Origin of the sequence: Henriciella litoralis (assembly GCF_002088935.1) — a bacterium.
In the GTDB taxonomy this organism is placed as follows: Bacteria; Pseudomonadota; Alphaproteobacteria; order Caulobacterales; family Hyphomonadaceae; genus Henriciella; species Henriciella litoralis.
On record NZ_NCSS01000006.1, the window covers coordinates 2226895 to 2245771 of the forward strand.

Here is an 18877-nt window from a genome sequence, read left to right on the forward strand (position 1 = left end):
CTGTGCGAATTTATGCGTCAGCCAGACACAAAGATATTCCGGGAGCTGTCCATGCTGAGAAACGCCGCCATTCTATCTGCCGCTATCCTGACTGCCTGTGCGCAGACGGCGCCCGCATCCGCGCCGGAAACAGTAGAGGCCGCTGGCGCCCTACAGCCAACAGCGACCCGCATCTTTTCCAGCGGTACAATCTATACCGGCCTTGGCACCGAGACTGTGGACACAGTTGCTGTGAATGACGACGGCCGGATCGTCTGGACCGGCTCGATTGATGATCTCGACGCACAAGTGGAGATAGAGGGCGCGGAGTTCGTCTGGCTGGACAACGCCTTCATGTATCCGGGCTTCACCGATGGCCATGCGCATCTGATCGGCATTGGGCAGCGTGAACTCTCGCTCGACCTGTCGGGCGTCAAGTCGCTCGCGGAGCTGCTCGAGACTGTGGCCGCGCAGGATGAGGAGTTGCCTGAGGGCGAAATGATCATCGGTGGCGGCTGGATCGAGACAGACTGGCCGGAAGGGCGCATGCCGACCGCGGCCGACCTCGACAGCGTTGCCGGTGACCGCGTGGTCATTCTCTACCGGGCCGATGGGCACGCACTCGTTGCAAGCTCGGCAGCACTTGAGGCCGGCGGCATAACGGACGCTTCTGAAGATGTCTCCGGCGGCAAGATCGAGCGCGGCGCAGATGGCAAGGCAACCGGCATCCTCATCGACAATTCCATGACCCCGATTGGCGCGCTGATCGCCGCCCCGACGCCTGACGGTGTGAAGCGGGCCTTTGTCGAGGGGGCGAATGTCTATGTCGAGCGTGGCTGGACGGGCGTGCACAATATGTCGGTTTCGCCAGGCCATGCCAGCGTTCTGAAAGCGCTCGATGAGGCTGGTCAGATGCCATTGCGGCTCTGGAATGCCTTTGACGCTGAGGGCGCCAATATCGCCGAGGGCCATCTGTTCGAAACCGACACGATCACGAATCGGGCCGTGAAGCTCTACATGGATGGCGCGCTCGGGTCTCGTGGGGCCTTGCTGATTGAGCCTTATAGCGACCGCCCGGACACCTCTGGCGTGGTGCGCACCAGTCAGGAAGAGCTCTCAGCGCAGATGCGCCAGGCCGATGAAGGCGGGTATCAACTGGCCATCCACGCCATCGGTGATCTTGCCAACCGGCACATCATCGACGCCTTCGAAGAGGGCGGCTATGGCCCGGAGAAGCGCTGGCGGATCGAGCACACGCAGATCGTGAACCCTGATGACATCAAACGGATCGGCGAAGACGGCCTGATTGCCTCCATGCAGCCCTCGCATGCGATTGGTGACCTCAAATTCGCGCCCGCCCGGCTGGGATTTGCGCGGCTCGATGGTGCCTATGCCTGGCAAGACTTGCTGGACAATGGCGCGATTGTCGTTGGCGGGTCTGATGCGCCTGTGGAAGTTGGCTCACCGCTGATCGAGTTCTACGCCGCTGTTGCCCGCAAGGATCTTGAGGGCAATGACGGGCAAGGCTGGCACCCGGAACAGGCGCTCAGCCGGACCGAGGCGCTCGCGCTATTTACGTCTGCCCCGGCCTATGCCGCCTTCATGGAAGATGATCTTGGCACGATCGAAGTCGGCAAGCTGGCGGACTTTACCGTCTTCGACCGGGACCTGATGGAGGTGCCTGAAGCTGACATTCTGAACGCTGAGGCGATGATGACAGTTGTGCAGGGTGAAATTGTCTGGCAACGGGCCAAGTAAGATTTACCTTGCGTCGCACTAGGCGCAGCGTGATCGCGTGCTAAAACCCACGAAACGCACCTTTCGGGAACCGATTTCGGAGACATAATCCATGAGTTTGACAAGCGACACCGATGTTCTGACCGGGCTAGAGCCAACAGTTGAGGTGAAGGTTCGCGACGTTTTCGGCATCGACACCGACATGGTGGTTCATGGCTTCGAGACGAGAACCGAATACGTCCCGGAGGTTGACCCGTCCTACCGGTTCGATCCGCAGACCACGATGGCGATCCTGGCGGGCTTTGAGCACAATCGCCGCGTTATGGTCCAAGGCTATCACGGCACCGGTAAATCGACCCATATCGAGCAGGTCGCCGCGCGCCTCAACTGGCCAATGATCCGGATCAACCTCGACAGCCATGTCAGCCGTATCGACATGGTCGGCAAGGATGCGATCGTCCTGAAAGAGGGCGTACAGGTTACAGAATTCCGTGAAGGCATTCTGCCATGGGCACTGCAGCGCCCGGTGGCGATCACCTTTGACGAGTATGACGCCGGTCGCCCGGACGTGATGTTCGTGATCCAGCGCGTCCTGGAGGCCTCCGGCCGCCTGACGCTGCTCGACCAGAACCGCGTGATTGCGCCGAACCCGTATTTCCGCCTCTTCGCGACGACCAACACGGTTGGTCTCGGTGACACGACCGGCCTCTATCACGGTACGCAGCAGCTCAACCAGGGTCAGATGGACCGGTGGAGCATTGTCACGACGCTGAACTATCTTGAGCATGACGCCGAAGTCGAGATCGTCTCCACCAAGGCAACTGATCTCGACAAGGAGCTTCTGTCCAAGATGGTCCGTCTGGCAGATCTCACCCGGAACGCGTTCATGAACGGCGACATCTCAACTGTGATGAGCCCACGGACCGTGATCACCTGGGCGGAAAATTACCGCATCTTCGGCGATCTTGGTCACTCCTTCCGGATGACCTTCCTGAACAAGTGCGATGAGCTTGAGCGGCCACTGGTCGCGGAGATGTATCAGCGCTGTTTCAATGAAGAGCTGCCCGAGAGCGCCCTCATGGTTCGCGTCGCCTGATCTTCGGGTCGCGGGCCTCGGCTCCGTTCCAAAAAAGCCAGCCGGTCGCGCCCGCTCTGACTGCCAGCGCGGCTGACGCTAGGTGAGTTGTAATTGAACCGTCCTGCGCTCTTCGCATCGGCGGACATAAGCGCTATGTGAGCAGGATGGCCAAGACAGACGATACGCCCTTCGAGCTTTTCAAGCAGGCGCTTGCAACGACCGCCAAGGCAATGAGCCAGACGCGGGATGTGGAGACGAGCTTCAGCGCGGAAGCCGGGCGTGCCGAAGGCGGCCGCCTCATCCTGCAGACGCCGCCAAGGGAGCTAAGCGCCCGTCAGGCGGCGCGCGCCCGCGGTGAAGCTGATGCGCTGTCCTTGCGGATGGCCCATCATGACCCTGTGGCCCACAATGCGGAACGTCCAAAAGGCGAGATGGCCCGCCAGGTCTATGAAGCGGCTGAGCGCGCCCGGATTGAGTCCATCGGCGCGAATGCGATGGACGGGACAGCGACAAATCTCGACGCGGCGCTGGCCGCGCGGTGCGAGAAAGCCGGCTACACCCGCATGCAGGACCGCACCGAGGCCCCGATTGCGCCTGCGATCGAGTTTCTCCTGCGCGAAAAGCTGACCGGCCGGACCTTGCCGCCGGAAGCAGAAGGTATCGCGTCGATCTGGCGTGAAGAAGTTACGTCGCGCGGCGGTGATACGCTGGATGAGCTGATTACCCAGATGAGTGACCAGCGAGCGTTCGCCCGCACGGTCCAGCGCCTCATCAAGGACCTCACAGAAGGCGATGAATCGGGCGACGATTCCGAAGACGAGTCGGAAAGCGAGACTGAGGACGACTCCGACGAGCAGTCCACGAGCAGTGAAGACTCCGATGCTGGCGATGAGACCGACGGCAGCTCAACCGAGGAAATGGAAGCTGGCGAGAGCGACGATGTCGAGGGCGAGGAAACCAATGTTTCCGTCGATGCCGATGCGGACGCTGACAGCGATGATGATGTCGACGAGTCCGATGATGGCTCGAAACCCCTGCGGCCAAACTTCCGCGATGGCGATGACAAGCCTGAATTCGTTTATCGGACCTATACGAAGGCCCATGACGAGATCGCGAACGCGGCTGATCTCTGCGACAGCGAGGAACTGACGCGGCTGCGGGCCTATCTCGATCATCAGCTGCAGACCCTGCAGGGCGCGGTCTCGAAGCTTGCCAACAAGTTGCAGCGCCGCTTGATGGCGCAGCAGAACCGCTCCTGGTCTTTCGATCTGGAAGAGGGTGTGCTGGACACGGCGCGCCTGACGCGCGTGATCACCGATCCAACGGCGCCGCTATCGTTCAAGCAGGAAGACGATTCCGAGTTCAAGGACACGATTGTCACGCTGCTTCTGGACAATTCCGGTTCGATGCGTGGCCGCCCGATCATGGTGGCAGCGCTGTGTGCTGACATTCTCGCCCGCACGCTTGAGCGCTGCGGTGTGAAAGTCGAAATTCTCGGCTTTACCACCAAAGCCTGGAAGGGCGGCCTGTCGCGGGAGGACTGGGTGAAGGCGAACAAGCCGGCTGGCCCGGGGCGTCTGAACGATCTGCGCCACATCATCTACAAGTCAGCCGATGCGCCGTGGCGCCGCGCGCGCCGCAATCTTGGTCTGATGATGCGCGAAGGCCTTCTGAAAGAGAATATCGATGGCGAAGCGCTCGAATGGGCGCATGGACGCCTGCTTGGCCGTCCTGAGCAACGCAAGATCCTGATGGTCATATCCGACGGTGCGCCGGTCGATGATTCCACGCTGAGTGTGAATGTCGGCAATTATCTTGAGCGTCATCTGCGTCAGGTCATCGCCGAGATCGAAGGGCGCAGCCCTGTGGAGCTGATTGCCATCGGCATCGGCCATGACGTGACCCGTTACTATCGCCGCGCCGTGACCCTGGTCGACGCAGAACAGCTTGGCGGCGCGATCACTGAGCAGCTTGCCAGCCTGTTTGACGAAAAGGGCAATGCGCCAGCCCCGGAAGCGATGTCCGTCGCGCCTCAAAGCTCGCCGGCCCGCGCACGCAGTAGCGGCATTTCGGCGACCAGCTCGGGCGGGCCGCGATATGGCTCGAAAACCGGGACAGGGCGCGACGTGAAGACCACAAGCTTGCAGGACGTCGCTCGCAAGACATCCAAGTCCTGATTTGCTTTCACATCTAAAGGCGACGATCCGAGCATGACTATGCGCAACCTCCCGGCCGCAATGATGGGCTGCCTCATCGGGCTAGCTGCTTGTACAGCCGCCGCGCCGGACCTGACTCAAATGATCGCTGCCGATGATCTGTGGAGCTTTGACGCTGCCAGTGCGGACATCGTTTCGCAGTCCTGTCCTGAGGGTCAGCAAGACAGTTTCTCGATGTCTTTCAAGCTGCAGGCTGACCCGGTCCTTCCCGGCACAGATGAAGCGCTGGGTGACGCGCTGTCGGGCCTGACTTTCGTGAACGGATGGGCACTTTCCACGCCGTTCGCCTCATTTGGAGGTTTGTCCGGTCTCAAAGTCATGCCCAGCGGCGATCTGCTGGCGGTGTCCGATGCCGGTGCGCTTATCCAGATTCCCTTCGACCAAGAAAAGCTGACACCGCTTGGTCAGGCCAGCATGACCTATCTCACCGATGGCGAGGCAAACATTCTGACGGGCAAGAAAGAGGCCGATGCCGAAGGTCTCGACTATCGCGATGGCATTGCGTTCGTCAGCTTTGAGCGTGACCACAGGATTGAGGCTTATGGTTTTGACCTTTGCGGCGCCAAAGCGCATGCCGTGCTTGTGTCGCGTTTGGGCGATCGTCCGGCGGGCCTTGGTCAATCCATCGGCAACAATTCAGGGCCTGAAGCGCTCGCGCTCGATGGCGACGGGATGATCTTTGGGCTCGAGACCGTGGTCAATGGCCTGGGCCCCGTCGGGACTGTCGCTCGCGGTGGTGCCATTGGCTTCGACAGCGAAGACTGGATCGACGCGCACCGGGTGCCACTGGTCGGGATGGATGTCCTGAATGGCGAACGGTTCAGCCTGCACCGGTCGTATAATCCGCTGACCCGCAAAAACACCCTCTATATCAACGTCCGCCGCGCAAATGGTGAGGTCGAGCAATTGGCCAAACTGAATAGCCCGCTTGAGGTTGATAATTTTGAAGGCATCGCGGCCATGGGCCTGCCGGACGGGCGGGTCCGACTGTTCATCATATCGGACGACAATTTCAGCGATCGCCAGCGAACCCTGCTTTACGTCTTCGAGACGCCATCGTCTTGATGCCAGCCTATTGGGCCCACATCCGGATCAGGTTCGAAATCGTTTTGTCGAGGGCGAGCCGCTGATCGGTCGATGTGCGCGGCAGGCTTGAACGCACCGCTTCAAGGTCTGCCAGAACCTCCCGCCGGTCGGCGCGCTGAATGCGGCTCTCGATCCAGCCCACACAGGCAAGACGCGACCCGGATGTGACCGGCTTGACCTGATGAATGGCGCCGGATGGGTACAGGATCAGCGTCCCTGCTGCCGGCTTGGCCTCGAACACGCCTGCGCCCGTCGAGATACTGAGCTCGCCGCCCTCATAAGTGTCCGGATCTGCCAGAAAGAGCGTGAAAGAAAGATCCGTGCGCAGCTGCTTCTCGTCGCTGCCCATCAGGGCATTATCGACATGAAATCCATAATGCCCACTATCCTCAGTGCGGCTGAGAAGGAGGCGGGAAAACCGCTTTGGGCGCGCAAGGGAGCGAACCATGCGGTGATTGGCGATGGCATTCATCAGAAACTCATGCAGGCCAGGACCGATGCCGGATTTCAGATCTGCCTGCAGGTTTGATTTCACAGCTTTCGCTGACCGGCCGGCGGTAATTTTGCCGTCCACCCAGTCCAGCGTCTCAGCTTTGGTGCGCACCCGCTCGACATCTTCCTGCCCGAGCACATCAGATATCGTAAAGAACATGTGTCCTACCATTGAGTTTGAGAATGATTTGCACTAAAGAAATCGCACAGATTTGTCATTACACAATATGAGTGGATCCTCCCATGACGTTTACCCCAAAAGACCTGATGCGGTTTGGTTTGACTGCCGCGCTTCTCAGCACAACGAGCCTCGCGGCTTGCGGGGGTGAGGGCGGCGAGGCAGCCGGCGAAACCGGTGAAGCTGCGGTCGTTGGCGAAGCTGGAGAAGCTGCGGCGCCCGCTGGTGAAAGCGGCGAGAGCGCCGGGGCGAGCTATGCCGGGGAATCCGGCGAGGGGGAAGGCGGAGAAGGCGAAGGCGGCGAATCTGGTGCCCATTCGCCAGGCACACTGCCAATTCAGGACCGTCTGGCCTTCATGCGCGGCCATGTCGAAGCTGGTCTCGCACTCTACCGCGCGGGTGCCCCGGATCAGGCGGCCCGCCACCTGTTGCACCCGGTTTCAGAAACGCATGCAGATGAGCGCGCAGGGCTTGATGAGCTCGGCTTCAAAGGCGATCTCTTCGTTGAAATTTCCGAAGCGCTTGAAAGTGGCACGGAGTCTGACGCCATTGAGGATCAGCTTGTTGAGGCTGAGGAAAACCTCGAAATGCTGGCAGCTGAGGTCGGCGGCGAACCGCAGCAGATCATCGGCTTTCTGATGGACACCACGGTTGATGAGTACGGTGTCGGCGTGGTCGATGGCGAAATCGTCAATGCGGGCGAATATCAGGACGCCTTCGGCTTTGTGACGGTTGCAAGCTATTATGCGCGTGATCTGGAAGGTGAGGCCGGCGAGGCTGTTCGCGCAGAGCTTGCCCGGCTGCTGGCTCTCTGGCCTGAGGCCCCGCTCGCCAGTTCGACACCCGCGCCTGTCAGCGAAGTGGCTGCGCAGGTTGCCCGCGTTCAGCTGGAGCTGTCGGCGGTTCGCTAATTGGTGATCGCGTCGATCAGGGCGACCGCTTCATAGGAATCCCATTCAGCTTCGCCAGCGAGACGCGCAATCTCTTTGCTGTCGGCGTCATAGATCACGGTCGTCGGAAATCCTTGAGCCTTGCTCTCGTAGACGATGTCCCATTTTTCAGGGGGTGCGAAATAGAAATCTATGTTGCCACCTGCCAGCTCCTGCAGGCGTTGGCGGGCATAGTCCTTGTCGTCGCTGGCATCGACGCTGATGGCGACGACCTGGAATTTATCGCTGCCTTTGGCTTGCTGTAGCGCGGCCAGTGAAGGCATTTCGCGCTCACACGGTCCGCACCAGGTGGCCCAGAAATTGACGAGGATGACCCGGCCCTCAAAGTCTCCCAAAGTCATCTCACGGCCATCGGGCCCCTCGAAAGTCGAGGTGGATGCAGCAGTGCCGCGACTATCGGTATTCAGCTTTGACAGGCTGCCAGTTGCCAGTTTTGCGACCTGGTCTTCATTTCCGCCCTTGGAACTCGCGCTTAGCAATGCATAAAGCAGCGCTAGGACAAGTCCGACCAGCATGGCTGGAATAGCAAATTTTAGAAAACGGGGCATTTCGCAAGGCTCCAGGCAACGGGATTGAACATATGGTCGATAAGCCGTCTCAAGGCCAGCAGATGTGGGGAGGACGCTTTGCCGCGCAACCATCCGACATCATGCAATCCATTAACGCGTCGATCGATATTGATCGACGCATGGCGCTGCAGGATATCGCGGGCAGCCGTGCCCATGCCGATATGCTGGCTGAGACCGGCATTATTTCCGAAGAGGACAATGAGGCGATTCAGTCCGGTCTGGATACCGTCCTGGAAGAGGTGAGGGCTGGCACCTTCCCTTACCGTGTCGAGCTGGAAGACATTCACATGAATGTCGAAGCCCGTCTGAAAGAGCTGATCGGTGAGCCTGCGGGCCGGCTGCACACCGCTCGCTCTCGCAATGACCAGGTCGTCACCGACTTCCGCCTCTGGACGCGCGGCGCCATTATGGAAGCAAGATCTGCGCTTTCGGGGCTGCAGGTTGCGCTCTTGAGGCGCGCCGGCGAGAACGTCGATGCCGTGATGCCCGGCTTCACCCATTTGCAGACCGCGCAACCCGTCACGCTCGGGCACCATCTTCTCGCCTATGTCGAGATGATCGAGCGGGACCGCGCGCGCCTGCATGGCGCCGCCATCCGCATGAACGAGTCCCCGCTCGGCGCCGCCGCCCTCGCAGGGACAGGTTTTCCGATCGATCGGGACATGACCGCAGAGGCACTCGGCTTTGACAGGCCGATGGCCAACTCGCTCGATGCGGTGTCGGCGCGGGACTTTGCCCTCGAAGCGCTTTCGGCTCTCTCCATCGCGGCGACGCATCTCTCGCGTCTTGCTGAAGAGATCGTGCTTTGGTCCAGTGCGCAGTTCAATTTTGCGCGGCTCTCTGATGAGTGGTCGACCGGCTCATCCATCATGCCGCAAAAGCGCAATCCGGACGCGGCTGAGCTTATCCGCGCCAAAGCGTCGCTGATCACCGGCCAGTTCGTCAGCCTGCAGGGTGCCGTCAAAGCCCTGCCGCTCGCTTATGCCAAGGACCTTCAGGACGATAAGCGCCTGACATTTGAGGCGTTCGACACGTTCGGCCTCTGCGCCCAGGCGATGACCGGAATGATCGAGACGATCACCTTCAACCGCAAAGCCATGCGCGCGGCCGCCGCCAAGGGGTTTTCGACGGCGACGGACCTTGCCGATTATCTGGTGCGGGAAATGAAGATGCCGTTCCGCGATGCGCACCATGTCACGGGACGCATCGTGGCCATGGCAGAAGCAGACGGTGTCGAGCTGGAAGCGCTGTCATTACAATCCATGCAGACCGTCGAACCACGCCTTACCGACGACATATTTTCCGTGCTAAGCGTCGAAGCATCTGCTGGCAGCCGTCAAAGTTATGGCGGCACCTCGCCCGTGCGGGTAAGTGAGCAAGTGGAACTCTGGACGAAACGCCTGGGCCTGGAGGCCAATACCTGATGAAACGACCTATTGCGACAATCTTCCTTCTCAGCACAGCCGCGGCCCTCAGCGCCTGCGGCATTCGCGGAGAGCTTGAGCGGCCCCCTCCGATCTTTTCGGCGGCGCCAGCCGATGCCGCAGAGCGCACGCCCGTCGCTGTCACGGTGGAGGCCGACGCGGCCGCGCCCAAGGATGCGGATTCGCCCTATTACAATGATCTTGGCGGTGAGATCCCGAAGGCAGACCCGGTTGGCGACGTCAATGAGGGCGGTCTCGACGAAGTCGAGCCGGGCTGAGGCAGTAGTCAATTGCACCATTTTACCTATCGAGACGGTCGCCTTTTTTGTGAGGATGTGGCCCTGGACACCATCGCGGACGCGGTTGGTACGCCGGTCTATGTGTACTCGTCGGCAACGCTGAAGCGCCACGCACGCGTCATCGCCGAAGCGTTCGATGGCATGAGCTGCCTGATCGCCTATTCAGTAAAAGCCAATGGCAATCTCGCCGTGCTCCGGACGCTCGCCAATGAAGGCTGCGGCGCGGACGTGGTCAGCGGCGGCGAACTAAAGCGAGCCCGCGCGGCAGGCATTCCGGCCTCGCGGATCGTTTTCTCCGGTGTGGGCAAGACCCGCAGCGAGATGCGCCTTGGTCTCGAAGAGGGTATTCACCAGTTCAACATTGAAAGCTCGGCAGAGCTCGCCGTACTCGCTGACGTGGCCAAGTCTATGGGCAAGACGGCAAAGGTCGCGGTGCGGGTTAATCCTGATGTTGCCGCGGGCGGACACCCCAACATCTCCACCGGCAAATCCGGCGACAAGTTTGGTGTGCCATGGAGCGAGGCTGAGCTGGCCTACGACCAGATCGCTGAGACTGATGGCATCGAAGCGGTCGGCGTTGATGTCCATATCGGCTCCCAGATCGACGAGATCGCGCCTATGCAGGCGGCGTTTGAGCGGGTGATCGACCTCATCAAGCGCTTGCGTGACAAAGGCCATGCGATCAGCCGGGTTGATCTCGGGGGCGGTCTTGGCATCCCTTACAAGTCGTCTGACACGCCGCCACCTCCCTCGGATTATGCCAATATGATCCGGGAGGTGACGGAAGGGCTCGGTCTCGATGTCATCCTGGAGCCAGGCCGTGTGATTGCGGGCAATGCCGGTGTCCTCGTGACAGAAGCGCTGTTCGTAAAGCCGGCGCCCCAGCGTAATTTCCTCATTATCGATGCGGGCATGAATGACCTCATGCGCCCGGCGCTCTATCAGGCCCATCATGATTTCATGCCGCTCCGTGAGCGACCCGAAGACGCCGAACAGGTGCGCTATGACATTGTCGGCCCGATCTGTGAGTCGACCGACAAGTTCGCTGCAGAACGCCTCATGCCCCGCATTGAAGGCGGTGACCGTCTCGCGATAATGTCAGCGGGTGCCTATGGTGCCGTGCTTTCGTCGCAATACAATGCGAGACCTCTTGTTGCGGAAGTGCTTGTCGATGGCGACCAGTATGCGGTCGTGCGCAGGCGTCCTGAATTTGAGGAAATGGTCGCGCTGGAGAACATACCTGATTGGCTGAGCTGAAACGCATCCCCGGAATAGAGCCCAAGATTGCGCGGACCAAACGCGCGCTCTGGCGGCTTAGCGCGGTGCGCGCTTTCTGGCCTTTGCTGATCATCCTCTCGGTTTTTGTGTTTCTGGCCCTGACAGGCCTTCTCGACGCGTCGACCGACAAGCTCGCCGCGCTCTCCCTGATTATCTTCGTTGTCGGCGTTGGCGTGCTGGGTGTGCTTGGCTGGATGCGGTTTCGCGGTCCGCAGCGGCGTGAAGCCATCGATCTGCTCGACCGCCAGTCAGACCTGCGCCCTCTGTCCACCCTCAATGACCGGCCCGCGCGGCCTGAAGCCAAAGGTGTCGCGCTCTGGCGGGCGCATGAGACGAGGCTGACCGATGCGGCCCGCCGTCTGCAGGTGCCGTCCTTTGCGGGGCGGTGGAAAGAGGTCGACCCGTTTTATCTCCGCTACCTCGTTCCGGCCGCGCTATTTGTCCTGGTTCTGATGACATGGAATGTAGCCGGCGAGCGGCTGCAGCGTGCCGTCAATCCGGACTTTGGCAGCCTGTTTGGCGCTGAAACGATCCGCATCGAAGCCTGGATCACGCCGCCGCGCCATACCGGCAAGCCGCCCATCTTTCTCCAATCCGGACAGGACGCTGTTCGCGTGCCGGCTGGCTCAGAAGTGACGGTGCGCGCTGAGGCGCCGTCTGCGCCGAAGCTCGTCGTCGATGCCAGCGATGAGCGCCAATCCTTCCGGTTTGACACCACGCCTGAAGGCGCCTTCGAAGCGCGGGCGATCATTTCCGCTGACAGCGATATAAGCGTCACCTGGTGGGGGGATCGGGCCACCTGGCAAATCCTCGCCTCGCCGGATGCCCCGCCTGAGGTCGAGTGGGTCTCGACCCCTGAACTGACGCCGACCGACAAGACAGAGTTTTCCTGGAAAACCTCAGATGATTACGGCGTTTCGAAGCTGGAGCTGGTGCTGACGCGCACCGACCAGTCAAATGGCGTGGAAGAGGCCGTTGAGGTTCAGTTGCCTTCAATTGCGCCGAAAGAAGCTGAAGATACCACCGCCATCGACATGACCCGCAATCGCTGGGCCGGGCTTGAGGTTAGCGCGCGCCTCAGGGCCACCGATGGGGCCGGACAGGCAAGCCTTTCAGAGCCTGCCGTCTTCATTCTGCCGGAAAAGCTGCTGCTTCAACCGCTCGCCCGCGCCATTCAGGATATCCGTGTCACTATCCTGCGCGAGGATGGTGAATATGAAACGGTCGAGAATGAAAATGGTGAGGCGCTGGAGGCAGGCGCGGTCTTTACCGCCGCCACACAGCGCATTGGCCGCGCGCCACCAGGCATTCAGCGCGCGTCGCTGATGATTGAAGCCGTCACCTATGAAGCGCCGCGCTACTTCGAGGATATCAGCATCTATTTTGCCCTGCGCCATGTTGAAGGCATGTTGCAGGCCGCAAGTTCAACTGACGAGGCCGACACGACCGAGCCGATCCTCTGGGCCATGGCGCTACGGGCTGAGTATGGCAGCGCCGCAGATGCCTTGCGCGCGCTACAGGCCGCCCGCAAAGCGCTTGAGGAAGCCTTGCGGGACGGCGCGTCCGAAGCAGAAATCCAGCGCCGCCTGGAAGCGTTCAAGCAGGCGGCCAAGAACTACATGGCCGCAAGAATGGCAGAGGCGCTCGCCAATGGCCTCGAAGCGCCGCCGGACGATACCGATGGCGCACAGAACGGGGCAGGGGCTGGCCTCGGCGGGTCTGACTTCGCTGACATGCTCGACGCCCTGTCTGACCTCACAGAGACCGGCGCGACCGATCAGGCGCGCCAGCTTCTCTCCGACATCACCAACATGCTCGAGAATCTGGAATTCCAGCAGGGCAATGGCAGCGGCGATGGCATGCCGGGAATGCCCGGCGAGCAGGGCGAAAATGATGAGGACGTGCCGCAGGAAGAGCGTGAGCTCTCAGATACCCTGCGCGAGCTGTCAGACCTTCTGCGCGAGCAGCGCGAACTGAATGACGAGACCCTGGCAGAGCAACGCGGCGAGCGCGGGCCTCAGCCCGGCCAGCAACCGGGTGAGCCGCAGGGCCCCGACGGCGAAGGGCAGGATCAGCCCGGCGCAAACGGCGAATTTGGCGAAGAGGGAACATCGCTAGCCGAGCGGCAGGACCAACTTGGCGATATGATCGAGGAAATGCTGCGCCGCCGCGGTGAAGACGGTGAGGGTGCCGGCGCGGGCGAACTGGATGAGAATGCCATGCGCGCCATTGAGCGTGCCCAGCGCCGCGCGGCGGACTCTCTACGCGACGGCAATACGATGCGGGCCCAACGCAATCAGGATGACGCGACCGACCGTCTCGGCGAGCTTGCTCAGCAGCTGGCTGGCGAACTGGATGCCGCCCGCCGCGAACGCCTCGGCGATGAATATGGCAGCTCATCTGATGAGGTTGATCCGTTCGGCCGTCCAATGGGCGGCGTGGCTGATGGCCGGGACGTCAATATTCCCGATGAGGCTGAGCGTCAGCGCGCGAAGGATATTCTGGAAGAATTGCGCCGGCGCTATGGCGATGCGGCCGATGAAGAAGAGCGCGATTATCTTCAGCGCCTTCTGGACCGCTTCTAGGCCGCGTCCGGCCCGTCACCGCCGGATTTGGCAAATGTCCGCATCATGAAAATCGGCACAGAGCCGCGCTCGGTAACGGCCCAGTCGAGCGGCTCATCATGGTCCTCGACTGGCAGATTATCCATCATCTGGGCGTGAAAGCCGAGACCGCAGGTAAACACCCGTCCATCCTTGCGGATGTCAGAAATAGCGCGGTCATAATGGCCCTTGCCGTACCCAATGCGCGTTCCGGCGCCGTCAAATCCCAGCAATGGCACCAGCATCAGGGTCGGCTGAACGCGCACGGCGTCCTCTGAAGGTTCGCTAAGGCCGAACGCCCGGTCCTCCAGCGCATCGCCTGGCTGCCAGAGCCGGAATGACATCTCGCCAGCATCAATGCGCGGCAAAGCCAGCTTCGCCCCGGCCTTCGCCAGCTTTCCCATCAGCGGCCGAGGGTCAATCTCGCTGCTGATCGGCAGATAGCCGCTGACAATCGGCCCATAGCGTTCAAGCAGCTTCATTGGAAACTTGTCCGCAAGCGTTTCGCCGGCATCCGGGTCGCGGGCATGGGCTTCTTCGCGCAGGGTCTTCAACTCATCGCGCAGGGCCTGTTTGTCGGCAGCACTCAAACCGCAGTCTCTTCTTCTGCAAGACCAACCAGCGCGCGGGCATAGGCCTTGGCGCTAAAGGGCTGGAGGTCTTCTGCGCGTTCGCCAACGCCGACGAAGTGAATTGGCAGATCATGGGCCTCAGCCACCGCAACGAGGACGCCGCCTTTTGCGGTGCCATCGAGCTTCGTCATCACAATGCCAGACACCTCAGCCGTGTGACGGAAGGCCTCGACCTGCGAGAGCGCATTCTGGCCGACCGTCGCATCCAGAACGAGGATCACATCATGCGGCGCGTCCGGATCGAGCTTGCGCGTCACCCGAACGATCTTGGCGAGCTCGGACATCAGCTCGGCCTTGTTCTGCAGACGGCCCGCCGTGTCGACGAGAACAAGATCGAGATCTTCGGCTTTCGCCCGTTCAATCGCTTCATAAACAAGTCCGGCCGCGTCTGCGCCCGTCGGCTTGGACATCACTGGAATATCGGCCCGCTCCCCCCAGACGGTGAGTTGCTCAATGGCGGCCGCGCGGAATGTATCACCGGCGACGAGCAGCGCCTTGGCGCCCTGTTCCTTAAGTTTGGAGGCAATCTTGCCGATCGTGGTCGTCTTGCCGGAGCCGTTGACGCCGACAAACAGCACGACGCGCGGGCGAGGCCCATCAGAGAAATCGACGATCTTTTCGCGCGGCTTCATGATGGCTTCGATTTCTTCAGCCAGCGCGAAGCGGATGTCGTCATCGGTGACATCCTTGTCAAAGCGGGTCTTTGCGAGATTGGTTGTGACGCGCGAGGCGACCTTTGCGCCGAGGTCTGAAGTAATCAGAAGATCTTCAAGATCTTCCAGCGCCTCATCATCGAGCCTGCGGCGATTGAAAACGCCTGTAAGACTGGTGCCAAGTTTCGACGAGGATTTTGACAGTCCGCCCGAAAGCTTACCGAAAAAGCCTGGATCGCGGACTTCGGCATAGGGGTCTGGCTCACCGCGCGCGATGGCGGCCTGGCGCTCTTCTTCCTTGAGGCGGGCTGCCTCACGGGCCGCTTCGGCTTTGCGCCGATCTTCCAGCAGCTTCAGTTCAGCTTCAGCTTTTTGCCGCGCGGCCTGACGTTCGGCCTCGGCGGCACGCGCGCGCTCGGCTTCTTCCTCGAGACGCTTGGCTTCGGCTTCGGCGGCCTCGGCAGCTTGCCGGGCAGCTTCATCGGCTTCAGCCTTCTGCCGGGCTTCGGTAGCGGCCTTGCGGGCAGCTTCTCTCGCCTCTTCAGCGCGCTTCGTTTCAGCTTCAAGCCGTTCGACTTCTGCGGCAGCTTCTGCTTGTTCGCGCTTCTGACGCTCTTCCCAGGCCTTGTTGGCCTCGGCGACCGCGCGGTCGATCTCGGCCTGTTCAGCGGCCTTACGCTCCGCTTCAGCCTTTTCAGCCGCTTCCTTGGCCGCGAGTTCTTCTGCCGACAGTTGCGGCTCAGGCATCGCCGCGCCGGCGTCCTGTAGCTCTTCTTTTTTCTTTTTCTTGCCGAACCAGAGGATCATGCGGGCTCCGCCATCAGTTTGTTTCCGTCTTCAGCGACTATCCGGGCTTCCACCGGGCGTCCAGCCTCCAGCGTGTCGAAACCTTTAAGCGCCACTTGCGAGAAGTCCGGGAGGCGGCCGCTATTTTCCTGCTCGACCAGCACGCTGCGCACCGCGCCGACATGGGTCTTGAGGTGCCGCGAGAGGGCCGCTGCGCCGGTTTCACGCAGCCGCGCCGCGCGGGCCTTGATCACGGCTTTCTCCAGCTGCGGCATGCGGGCAGCAGGCGTGCCGGGGCGTGGGCTGTAGGGAAAGGCATGCAGAAAGGCGATGCGGCACTCGTCCACCAGTTTGAGGGAATTCTCGAACGCCGCTTCGGTTTCGGTCGGGAAACCTGCAATAATGTCAGCGCCGAGCGCCATGTCCGGCCGGATCGTGCGTAGCCGCTCGGCCAGCTCAATGGCCTGCTCGCGTGAATGGCGCCTTTTCATCCGCTTGAGAATGAGATTGTCGCCGTGTTGCAGCGATAAATGCATGAAAGGCGCAAGGCGCGGCTCCGCCATCGCTTCGAACAGCGCGTCATCCATCTCAATCGCGTCGATTGAGGAGATTCTGAGCTGTTTCAGATCCGGCACGAGTTTCAGGATCCGCTGGACGAGATTTCCAAGTTGCGGCTGGCCCGGCAAATCCGCGCCCCAGCTTGTGAGATCCACACCGGTCAGCACAATTTCATAATGCCCGGTCTCAACCAGTCGGCGGATCATCTGGACGACATCGCCTGCTGGCACAGAGCGGGAGTTTCCGCGGCCATAAGGGATGATGCAGAAGGTGCAGCGATGATCGCAGCCATTCTGGACCTGTACATAGGCGCGGGCCCGGCCCTCCATCCCATCGATGAGATGGGCCGCGGTTTCCTTCACCGACATGATGTCGTTGACGAGGATTTTCTCATGGCCTTCGAGCAGGGCAGGTGAGGCCCATGTCGCGGCCTGCATCTTTTCATGATTGCCAATCACCCGGTCGACTTCCGGCATGTCGGCAAATTCACCCGGATTGATCTGCGCCGCGCACCCCGTCACCAGAATGCGCGCGTCCGGATTATCCTTTTTGGCGCGGCGGATCGTCTGGCGCGCGGTTCGCACCGCTTCTGATGTCACCGCGCAGGTATTGATAATGATCGCATCGCCAAGACCTGCATCCTCGGCATGGCCGCGCATCACCTCGGACTCGTACGAGTTCAGGCGGCAGCCAAGTGTGATGACTTTGGCCTTGCTGCTGGCGGCCTTCGTCTTTGGAGGATTGGTTACGGTCATGGGCAATTTGTCCTGCAGCAGGCCACTTCGCGCTGAATGCTAGCTGAATCAAGGGCGCGCGTCAGGCCCGGCTGTATGGCCGATCAGACGTCGAAGGTCATTTCCAGCTCGACCGGGCCGGTCATCAGCACATGGTCATCGCTGCGCTGCCAGTCGATTATAAGCTCGCCGCCGTCCAGAATGAGCTTGGCGCGGCGCTCCGTCTTGTTGGCCCGTGCGGCGCAGACAAGGGCCGCGCATGCGCCGGTGCCGCAAGCCTTGGTCAGCCCGGCGCCGCGTTCCCAGACGCGAAGACGGATCGTTTCCCGGTCAATGATCTGCGCGAAGCCGACATTGGTGCCTTCCGGAAACAGCGGATGCCACTCAATCAGCGGGCCGATGGCCGGAATGTCATAGGCGTCCACATCTTCAACGAAGAAGACGGCATGCGGATTGCCCATGGAGACAACAGCTGGCTTGGCGAGGTAGGGCTTGTCCATTGGCCCGATACGAACATCGACGCCGCGCACATCCATCTTTTCCGACAGCGGAATACGCTCCCATTCCATGATGGGGCGGCCCATATCGACCGTCACCAGCCCATTGTCCGCGCGAAGGCCACGCAGGAGATCGGCCGCGGTGCGGATGCGCACTTCATCCACCCCGCTCTCTTCCAGAAGGAGATGCGCCACGGCGCGCGTGCCGTTTCCGCAGGCGCCAACCTCTTCGCCAGATGAATTCCAGATGCGCAGGAAGGCTGTCGCGCCCTCATCTGCCTCGATGGACATTACCTGATCGGCTTTCATTTCAGCCGCAATCTCACGAATTTTGTCCGGGCTGGGCGCAAAGCCCTGCTGACGCGCATCAAAGATGGCGAAGGCGTTTCCCGCTCCATTCATTTTCCAGACTTGCATGGCCGCTCATGTAGGGGGTCTGGGCGCTGAGCGGAAGCTCAAATCTTACTTCGGCAATTTATACGCAAGCGCCCATCCGGCGATCTGGACACAAGCGGCCAGCACGAGAAGCCCTTCGACAATTGGATGGCGCCAGAAAACGGCGATCACGGCAATCGCGATACACGCCTGATCGATGCGGTCATTGCTGATGAGATGGCCTGCGATCCGGCGCTCTTGCAGGATCATCGGCAGTGTCAGCCCGTGCCACACCCGGTTCATCGCAGGCGGGCCGAAGACATCCTGCAAGTCACGCGGGTCGGTAATCCCGGTCAGCTCACAGAGCGCGGCGGTATCCACCATGCCCATCTCGACCTGTTGCTTCCGGGTCATCGTGCCAAGAAGGCTCGCAATCGCTGACAGAATGACGGCGATGATCGTCGCAAAGAGTGGAAGGCCGTCAAAGCCGGGGATGCCTGTCATATCCGTCTCAGCCGCCAGCTGTCATGGCGAAGTAGATGCCGATGCGAATGATGGCTGTGGCAATGAGGGTCACGGCCAGCCGACGCCCGGACAGCCAGCCAATGGCGAGACCTGCGAACGCACAAAGGGTCGAGACGACCAGGAAGGGCACCAGCACAAACACGCCGAATATCGCCCAGAAGGCGAGAGACAGGCCGAATGAGACGGCGAGGGCGAGCAGAAGGTGTCGGACAAACATCATGCAGACCC

At 61.1% G+C, this 18877-nt stretch carries 17 protein-coding genes; 9 read left to right on the plus strand and 8 right to left on the minus strand.

Features of this window, described 5'->3' with window-relative positions; genetic code table 11:
- Nucleotides 1-51: 51 nt before the first annotated feature.
- The 4 genes from B8783_RS14425 to B8783_RS14440 all read left to right on the plus strand — a co-directional run bounded on the left by B8783_RS14425 (nucleotide 52) and on the right by B8783_RS14440 (nucleotide 6075).
- A complete protein-coding gene (locus tag B8783_RS14425; protein ID WP_084422120.1) occupies nucleotides 52-1737 on the plus strand; it encodes an amidohydrolase in 1686 nt (561 codons plus the stop codon).
- Nucleotides 1738-1828: 91 nt separating this feature from the next.
- Nucleotides 1829-2812, plus strand: a complete 984-nt coding sequence (cobS, locus tag B8783_RS14430; RefSeq protein ID WP_084420795.1) for a cobaltochelatase subunit CobS — start codon at nucleotides 1829-1831, stop codon at nucleotides 2810-2812.
- 146 nt (nucleotides 2813-2958) lie between these two features.
- Entirely contained in the window at nucleotides 2959-4971 is a 2013-nt protein-coding gene (cobT, locus tag B8783_RS14435) for a cobaltochelatase subunit CobT (RefSeq protein WP_084420796.1), read from the plus strand.
- Nucleotides 4972-5004: 33 nt separating this feature from the next.
- A complete protein-coding gene (locus tag B8783_RS14440) occupies nucleotides 5005-6075 on the plus strand; it encodes an esterase-like activity of phytase family protein (RefSeq protein WP_084420797.1) in 1071 nt (356 codons plus the stop codon).
- Nucleotides 6076-6082: 7 nt separating this feature from the next.
- Here the strand turns inward: B8783_RS14440 and B8783_RS14445 are convergent, their stop codons facing one another.
- Nucleotides 6083-6748 carry a Fe2+-dependent dioxygenase gene (locus B8783_RS14445; protein ID WP_084420798.1) on the minus strand — a complete coding sequence of 222 codons (666 nt, stop codon included), beginning with the start codon at nucleotides 6746-6748 and terminating at the stop codon, nucleotides 6083-6085.
- 83 nt (nucleotides 6749-6831) lie between these two features.
- Here B8783_RS14445 and B8783_RS14450 point away from each other — a divergent pair, with 83 nt between their 5' ends.
- Complete coding sequence (locus B8783_RS14450; RefSeq protein WP_084420799.1) at nucleotides 6832-7677, plus strand: hypothetical protein; 846 nt, start codon at nucleotides 6832-6834, stop codon at nucleotides 7675-7677.
- On the opposite strand, the gene B8783_RS14455 is transcribed toward B8783_RS14450, so the two are convergent.
- Complete coding sequence (locus B8783_RS14455) at nucleotides 7674-8264, minus strand: TlpA family protein disulfide reductase (protein WP_169711804.1); 591 nt, start codon at nucleotides 8262-8264, stop codon at nucleotides 7674-7676. The genes B8783_RS14450 and B8783_RS14455 overlap by 4 nt on opposite strands.
- 32 nt (nucleotides 8265-8296) lie before the next feature.
- Here B8783_RS14455 and argH point away from each other — a divergent pair, with 32 nt between their 5' ends.
- From argH to B8783_RS14475, 4 genes are read left to right on the plus strand one after another with little or no spacing between them, the layout of a single operon-like run.
- Entirely contained in the window at nucleotides 8297-9709 is a 1413-nt protein-coding gene (gene argH, locus B8783_RS14460; RefSeq protein WP_084420800.1) for an argininosuccinate lyase, read from the plus strand.
- Entirely contained in the window at nucleotides 9709-9987 is a 279-nt protein-coding gene (gene lptM / locus B8783_RS14465) for an LPS translocon maturation chaperone LptM (RefSeq protein WP_084420801.1), read from the plus strand. The genes argH and lptM overlap by 1 nt, the downstream gene beginning before the upstream one ends.
- Before the next feature lie 12 nt (nucleotides 9988-9999).
- Nucleotides 10000-11265, plus strand: a complete 1266-nt coding sequence (lysA, locus tag B8783_RS14470) for a diaminopimelate decarboxylase (protein WP_084422122.1) — start codon at nucleotides 10000-10002, stop codon at nucleotides 11263-11265.
- The gene (locus tag B8783_RS14475; RefSeq protein ID WP_084420802.1) at nucleotides 11253-13871 is read left to right on the plus strand and encodes a DUF4175 domain-containing protein; all 2619 of its coding nucleotides are present in this window, start codon (nucleotides 11253-11255) and stop codon (nucleotides 13869-13871) included. The genes lysA and B8783_RS14475 overlap by 13 nt, the downstream gene beginning before the upstream one ends.
- On the opposite strand, the gene B8783_RS14480 is transcribed toward B8783_RS14475, so the two are convergent.
- The 6 genes from B8783_RS14480 to B8783_RS14505 form a co-directional block, all read right to left on the minus strand.
- Nucleotides 13868-14479: a 5-formyltetrahydrofolate cyclo-ligase gene (locus B8783_RS14480; protein WP_084420803.1), complete on the minus strand. Its 612-nt coding sequence runs from the start codon at nucleotides 14477-14479 to the stop codon at nucleotides 13868-13870. The genes B8783_RS14475 and B8783_RS14480 overlap by 4 nt on opposite strands.
- On the minus strand, nucleotides 14476-15981 hold the full coding sequence (gene ftsY / locus B8783_RS14485) for a signal recognition particle-docking protein FtsY (RefSeq protein ID WP_233355807.1): 1506 nt from the start codon (nucleotides 15979-15981) through the stop codon (nucleotides 14476-14478). Before ftsY ends, B8783_RS14480 begins: the two co-directional genes overlap by 4 nt.
- Nucleotides 15978-17273, minus strand: a complete 1296-nt coding sequence (mtaB, locus tag B8783_RS14490; protein WP_084420804.1) for a tRNA (N(6)-L-threonylcarbamoyladenosine(37)-C(2))-methylthiotransferase MtaB — start codon at nucleotides 17271-17273, stop codon at nucleotides 15978-15980. Before mtaB ends, ftsY begins: the two co-directional genes overlap by 4 nt.
- Nucleotides 17274-17356: 83 nt before the next feature.
- On the minus strand, nucleotides 17357-18166 hold the full coding sequence (gene dapF / locus B8783_RS14495; RefSeq protein ID WP_084420805.1) for a diaminopimelate epimerase: 810 nt from the start codon (nucleotides 18164-18166) through the stop codon (nucleotides 17357-17359).
- A gap of 45 nt (nucleotides 18167-18211) precedes the next feature.
- Entirely contained in the window at nucleotides 18212-18628 is a 417-nt protein-coding gene (locus tag B8783_RS14500; protein WP_084420806.1) for a hypothetical protein, read from the minus strand.
- A 7-nt stretch (nucleotides 18629-18635) separates the two neighbouring features.
- Nucleotides 18636-18869, minus strand: a complete 234-nt coding sequence (locus tag B8783_RS14505) for a hypothetical protein (protein WP_084420807.1) — start codon at nucleotides 18867-18869, stop codon at nucleotides 18636-18638.
- Nucleotides 18870-18877: the final 8 nt, after the last annotated feature.

Bases quoted from the DNA above. Each gene is read 5' to 3' on its own strand.
- B8783_RS14425 (WP_084422120.1), top strand. From the start codon at position 52: ATGCTGAGAAACGCCGCCATTCTATCTGCCGCTATCCTGACTGCCTGT.
- cobS (WP_084420795.1), top strand. From the start codon at position 1,829: ATGAGTTTGACAAGCGACACCGATGTTCTGACCGGGCTAGAGCCAACA.
- cobT (WP_084420796.1), top strand. From the start codon at position 2,959: ATGGCCAAGACAGACGATACGCCCTTCGAGCTTTTCAAGCAGGCGCTT.
- B8783_RS14440 (WP_084420797.1), top strand. From the start codon at position 5,005: ATGACTATGCGCAACCTCCCGGCCGCAATGATGGGCTGCCTCATCGGG.
- B8783_RS14445 (WP_084420798.1), bottom strand. From the start codon at position 6,748: ATGTTCTTTACGATATCTGATGTGCTCGGGCAGGAAGATGTCGAGCGG.
- B8783_RS14450 (WP_084420799.1), top strand. From the start codon at position 6,832: ATGACGTTTACCCCAAAAGACCTGATGCGGTTTGGTTTGACTGCCGCG.
- B8783_RS14455 (WP_169711804.1), bottom strand. From the start codon at position 8,264: ATGCCCCGTTTTCTAAAATTTGCTATTCCAGCCATGCTGGTCGGACTT.
- argH (WP_084420800.1), top strand. From the start codon at position 8,297: ATGGTCGATAAGCCGTCTCAAGGCCAGCAGATGTGGGGAGGACGCTTT.
- lptM (WP_084420801.1), top strand. From the start codon at position 9,709: ATGAAACGACCTATTGCGACAATCTTCCTTCTCAGCACAGCCGCGGCC.
- ftsY (WP_233355807.1), bottom strand. From the start codon at position 15,981: ATGATCCTCTGGTTCGGCAAGAAAAAGAAAAAAGAAGAGCTACAGGAC.
- mtaB (WP_084420804.1), bottom strand. From the start codon at position 17,273: ATGACCGTAACCAATCCTCCAAAGACGAAGGCCGCCAGCAGCAAGGCC.
- dapF (WP_084420805.1), bottom strand. From the start codon at position 18,166: ATGCAAGTCTGGAAAATGAATGGAGCGGGAAACGCCTTCGCCATCTTT.
- B8783_RS14500 (WP_084420806.1), bottom strand. From the start codon at position 18,628: ATGACAGGCATCCCCGGCTTTGACGGCCTTCCACTCTTTGCGACGATC.
- B8783_RS14505 (WP_084420807.1), bottom strand. From the start codon at position 18,869: ATGATGTTTGTCCGACACCTTCTGCTCGCCCTCGCCGTCTCATTCGGC.